Origin of the sequence: Pseudomonas sp. (genome assembly GCF_049301935.1) — a bacterium.
Classification (GTDB): Bacteria; Pseudomonadota; Gammaproteobacteria; order Pseudomonadales; family Pseudomonadaceae; genus Aquipseudomonas.
Genome location: NZ_JBAQLP010000065.1, coordinates 1 through 4281 on the forward strand (window position 1 = coordinate 1; position 4281 = coordinate 4281).

The following is a 4281-nucleotide window of genomic DNA, read 5'->3' on the forward strand; positions in this document are numbered from 1 at the left end:
CTGGAAAAGCGCGCCTACACCCGCGCCGCCACCAGCCAGAAGTGCGTGCGTGCCGGCGGCAAGCACAACGACCTGGAAAACGTCGGTTACACCGCACGTCACCACACCTTCTTCGAAATGCTCGGCAACTTCAGCTTTGGCGACTATTTCAAGCGCGACGCCATTCACTTCGCCTGGGAATTCCTCACCGGCGAAAACTGGCTGAACCTGCCCAAGGAAAAGCTTTGGGTCACCGTCTACGCCACTGACGATGAAGCTTTTGATATCTGGAACAAGGAAATCGGCGTCCCGGCCGAGCGCATGATCCGTATCGGCGACAACAAAGGCGCGCCGTACGCCTCCGACAACTTCTGGACCATGGGCGACACCGGCCCGTGCGGCCCCTGCACCGAGATTTTCTTCGACCACGGCGAGCATATCTGGGGCGGCCCGCCCGGCTCGCCAGAAGAAGATGGCGACCGCTATATCGAAATCTGGAACAACGTGTTTATGCAGTTCAACCGCACCGCAGACGGCGTATTGCATCCGCTGCCGGCGCCGAGTGTGGACACCGGCATGGGCCTGGAACGCGTCAGTGCGGTGCTGCAGCACGTCAATTCAAACTACGAGATCGACCTGTTCCAGAGCCTGCTGAATGCGGCGGCCAAAGCCATCGGTTGTGCCAACGAAGCCCAGGCTTCGCTGAAAGTGGTGGCCGACCATATCCGCTCGTGCGGCTTCCTGATCGCCGATGGCGTAACGCCGTCCAACGAAGGTCGTGGCTACGTGCTGCGTCGCATTATCCGCCGAGCCTGCCGTCACGGTAACAAGCTGGGTGCCAAGGGCAGCTTCTTCTACCAGATCGTTGCCGCACTGGTAGCCGAGATGGGCGAGGCCTTCCCTGAGTTGAAGCAGCAGCAGGCGCATATCGAGCGCGTACTGAAAACCGAGGAAGAGCAGTTCGCCAAGACCCTGGAGCAGGGTCTTCGAATCCTCGAGCAGGATCTGGCCGAGCTGAACGGCACGGTGATTCCGGGTGAAGTGATCTTCAAACTGTATGACACCTTCGGCTTCCCGATGGACCTCACCGGCGACATCGCCCGTGAGCGCGAGCTGACCCTGGATGAAGCAGGCTTCGAGCGCGAGATGCAGGCGCAGCGCGAGCGCGCACGTTCTGCCAGCGCGTTCGGCATGGACTACAACAGCCTGGTCAAGGTCGACAGCGACACCGCGTTCCTCGGCTACCAGGGCACCAGCGGCAGCGGCAAGATCATTGCCCTGTTCAAGGCCGGTCAGGCGGTGGACAGCCTGAGTGAAGGCGAGGAGGGCGTGGTGGTCCTCGATCAGACGCCGTTCTACGCCGAATCCGGCGGCCAGGTGGGTGACTGCGGCTTCCTGGAAGGTGCTGGCGTGCGTTTTGATGTGCGTGATACCACCAAGGCAGGCGGAGCCTTCCTGCACCATGGCGTTGCGGTCAAAGGCGGCTTGAGCGTCGGCACTTCGCTCAAGGCCGAAGTCGACGCCAGCGTGCGTCAGGCCACTGCGCTCAATCACTCGGCCACCCACTTGCTGCATGCCGCCCTGCGTCAGGTACTGGGCGAGCACGTGACCCAGAAAGGCTCGCTGGTCGACAGTCAGCGTCTGCGTTTTGACTTCAGCCACTTCGAGGCGATCACCCCAGCACAACTGAAAGAGCTGGAAACCATCGTTAACCGCGAAGTGCGCGGCAACAGCGAAGTTGAAACCCTGGAAACCGACATCGAAACCGCCAAGGCCAAAGGCGCTATGGCGCTGTTCGGTGAGAAGTACGGTGATCAGGTGCGCGTGTTGAGCATGGGCGGCGATTTCTCCGTTGAGCTGTGCGGCGGCACCCACGTTAAGCGTACAGGCGATATCGGCCTGTTCAAGATCATCAGCGAAGGCGGTGTGGCCGCAGGCGTGCGGCGTATCGAAGCGGTCACAGGTGCAGCAGCCTTCGCCTACCTGAATGGCGCGGAAGAGCAGTTGAAAGAAGCCGCGGCGCTGGTCAAAGGCAGCCGCGACAACCTGTTGGACAAGCTCGCCGGTGTGCTGGAGCGCAACCGTCAGCTGGAAAAAGAACTGGAGCAGCTCAAGGCCAAGGCGGCCAGCGCGGCGGGCAATGATCTGGCGGGTTCGGCTGTCGACGTCAAAGGCATCAAGGTGCTGACGGCGCGTCTCGACGGTCTGGACGGCAAGGCGTTGCTGGCCATGGTCGACCAGTTGAAGAACAAGCTCGGCAGCGCGGTGATCCTGCTCGGCGGCGTGCAGGACGACAAGGTCGTGTTGGTCGCTGGCGTGACCCAGGACCTGACCGCCAAGCTGAAAGCCGGCGAGCTGATGAAGCAGGCGGCCGCGGCCGTCGGTGGCAAGGGCGGCGGTCGTCCGGACATGGCCCAGGGTGGCGGTGTCGATGCGGCGGCGCTGGATGGTGCGCTGGCGTTGGCCGTCACCTTTGCCGAGCAAGGTCTGTAAGTACCTGGTTGCTTGAGTGCAAAAACTAAGGCCCGGTATACGCCCGGCGGGCCTTGGCAGGCTATTGAGTTATCTGTTTAATGGGCGCCCTTCACGGGCTGAGGCGGCTTTGAAATGGCTTTGATCGTACAGAAATTTGGCGGCACCTCCGTCGGCACTGTTGAGCGTATTCAGCAGGTGGCCGCGAAGGTGAAGAAATTCCGCGAAAATGGCGATGACATTGTGGTGGTGGTTTCCGCTATGAGCGGTGAAACCAATCGCCTGATCGAGCTGGCCAAACAGGTCAGTGATGGTCAACCGGTACCGCGTGAACTCGACGTGATGGTCTCGACTGGCGAGCAGGTGACGATTGCCCTGCTGGCCATGGCGCTGATCAAGCTCGGCGTGCCGGCGGTGTCCTATACCGGCAATCAGGTACGCATCCTGACCGACAGCGCGCACAACAAGGCGCGCATCCTGCAGATCGATGATCAGAAACTGCGCGCCGACCTCAAGGCCGGTCGTGTGGTGGTGGTCGCCGGTTTCCAGGGGGTCGACGAGCACGGCAATATCACTACCCTCGGTCGTGGCGGCTCCGACACCACCGGTGTAGCCCTGGCCGCTGCGCTGAAGGCCGATGAGTGCCAGATCTACACCGACGTTGATGGTGTCTACACCACCGATCCGCGTGTGGTGCCGCAGGCTCAGCGTCTGGAGAAAATCACCTTCGAAGAGATGCTGGAAATGGCCAGCCTCGGTTCCAAGGTGCTGCAGATTCGTTCGGTGGAATTCGCCGGCAAGTACAACGTCCCGCTGCGCGTGCTGCACAGCTTCCAAGAGGGCCCGGGCACCCTCATTACCCTTGATGAAGAGGAATCCATGGAACAGCCGATCATCTCCGGCATCGCTTTCAACCGCGACGAAGCCAAGCTGACCATCCGTGGCGTACCGGACATCCCGGGCGTGGCGTTCAAAATTCTCGGCCCGATCAGCGGTGCCAATATCGAAGTCGATATGATCGTGCAGAATGTCTCGCACGATAACACCACCGATTTCACCTTCACCGTACACCGCAACGACTACACCGCGGCACATCAGGTGCTGGAAAACACCGCCCGCGAGCTGGGCGCGCGTGAAGTGATCGGCGACACCAAGATTGCCAAGGTGTCCATCGTCGGTGTCGGCATGCGTTCCCACGCCGGGGTTGCCAGCCGTATGTTCGAAGCGCTGGCCAAGGAAAACATCAATATCCAGATGATCTCCACCTCGGAGATCAAAGTCTCCGTGGTCATCGAGGAGAAATATCTGGAGTTGGCGGTGCGCGCCCTGCACACTGCTTTCGAACTGGATGCCCCGGCCCGTAAGGGCGACTGAGGCATTATCCGAAAGGCGCGGTTTATCCCGCGCCTTTTGTCTTTTTGGTTGGCATGAGCAGGGACTTTCTTTCTGCTCACACTGGTCAATACTTGGGTGAAGGCTCTGCTTGAGATGTTCGGGGCTGCCACCATTTTCTTTTTTGCAGACTGTTGTTGTCCTGAACTGTTATCCGTAAGGAGAAAGGAATGCTGATTCTGACTCGCCGGGTCGGAGAGACCCTGATGGTGGGTGACGAAGTCACTGTCACCGTGTTGGGCGTTAAAGGTAATCAGGTGCGCATTGGCGTTAACGCGCCGAAAGAGGTTGCCGTGCACCGCGAAGAAATTTACCAGCGCATCCAGAAAGAGAAAGGCGAAGAACCAAGCCACTAATTTTTATCGAAATTTTGGCTTTGCAAACGGGGAAAACATGGTTATCATGCGCCCCGTGTTGCGGAGAGGTGGCCGAGTGGCC

At 60.1% G+C, this 4281-nt stretch carries 3 protein-coding genes; all 3 read left to right on the forward strand.

Annotated elements, in window-relative coordinates:
- On the forward strand, window positions 1-2472 hold a 2472-nt coding region (gene alaS, locus WA145_RS10085; RefSeq protein WP_422581452.1), incomplete at its 5' end, for an alanine--tRNA ligase.
- A 114-nt stretch (window positions 2473-2586) separates the two neighbouring features.
- On the forward strand, window positions 2587-3825 hold the full coding sequence (locus WA145_RS10090; RefSeq protein ID WP_422581453.1) for an aspartate kinase: 1239 nt from the start codon (window positions 2587-2589) through the stop codon (window positions 3823-3825).
- A gap of 188 nt (window positions 3826-4013) precedes the next feature.
- Window positions 4014-4199 carry a carbon storage regulator CsrA gene (gene csrA, locus WA145_RS10095; RefSeq protein WP_025165378.1) on the forward strand — a complete coding sequence of 62 codons (186 nt, stop codon included), beginning with the start codon at window positions 4014-4016 and terminating at the stop codon, window positions 4197-4199.
- Window positions 4200-4281 lie beyond the last annotated feature (82 nt).

Bases quoted from the DNA above. Each gene is read 5' to 3' on its own strand.
- WA145_RS10090 (WP_422581453.1), top strand. From the start codon at position 2,587: ATGGCTTTGATCGTACAGAAATTTGGCGGCACCTCCGTCGGCACTGTT.
- csrA (WP_025165378.1), top strand. From the start codon at position 4,014: ATGCTGATTCTGACTCGCCGGGTCGGAGAGACCCTGATGGTGGGTGAC.